A 757-nucleotide genomic window follows, 5' to 3' on the forward strand; every position below is an offset into this window, starting at 1 on the left:
CCGGGCCGGCAGCCCCTGGAAGTGCACCCGCTCACCCGCCATCTTGATCCACCGGGCCAGCGACTCGTTCTCCGGGAACAGATCCAGGATCGCCTTGTCCGTCTTGGCGATGTCCGACGCCTCACCCGAGAGCGCGGCCCAGCGGAAGGGACCCTTGCCCTCGCAGAACAGCGGACGGATATAGGCCGGCACGAAGCCGGGGAAGGCAAACGCCCGGTCGTACCCGGCCAGCTGGGCCTCGCCGCGGATGGAGTTGCCGTAGTCGAACACCTCCGCCCCCGCATCCATGAAGCCGACCATCGCCTCCACATGCCACCGGCAGATACGCCAGCGGGTCGTGCGCGGAGGTCTGGTCGGTGACGATGTCGATCGGCGCCCCCTCGGCCAGCATCCGCGGCAACAGCTCCGCCGCATTGCCCAGCAGACCGATCGACAGCGGGCGCCGGGCATCGCGGGCCTCGGTGGCCAGCTGCAGGGCGTGGGCCAGGCTGTCGGCCTTCACGTCCAGATAGCGGTGCTCGATGCGGCGCTCGATGGCGCGCGGGTCGCAGTCGATGCAGATCGCCACGCCGTCGTTCATCGTCACCGCCAGCGGCTGAGCGCCGCCCATGCCACCCAGCCCCGCGGTCAGCGTGATCGTGCCGGCCAGGGTGCCGTTGAACTTCTTCGCCGCCACCGCCGCGAAGGTCTCGTACGTGCCCTGCAGGATGCCCTGGGTGCCGATGTAGATCCACGAGCCGGCCGTCATCTGCCCGTA

The 757-nt window shown here is 69.7% G+C and carries 1 pseudogene; it reads right to left on the reverse strand.

Features of this window, described 5'->3' with window-relative positions:
• A pseudogene (locus IF20_RS36885) lies at positions 1-757 on the reverse strand (urocanate hydratase); the annotation flags it as partial.

This window comes from Streptomyces niger (assembly GCF_000718305.1).
Lineage (GTDB): Bacteria > Actinomycetota > Actinomycetes > Streptomycetales > Streptomycetaceae > Streptomyces > Streptomyces niger.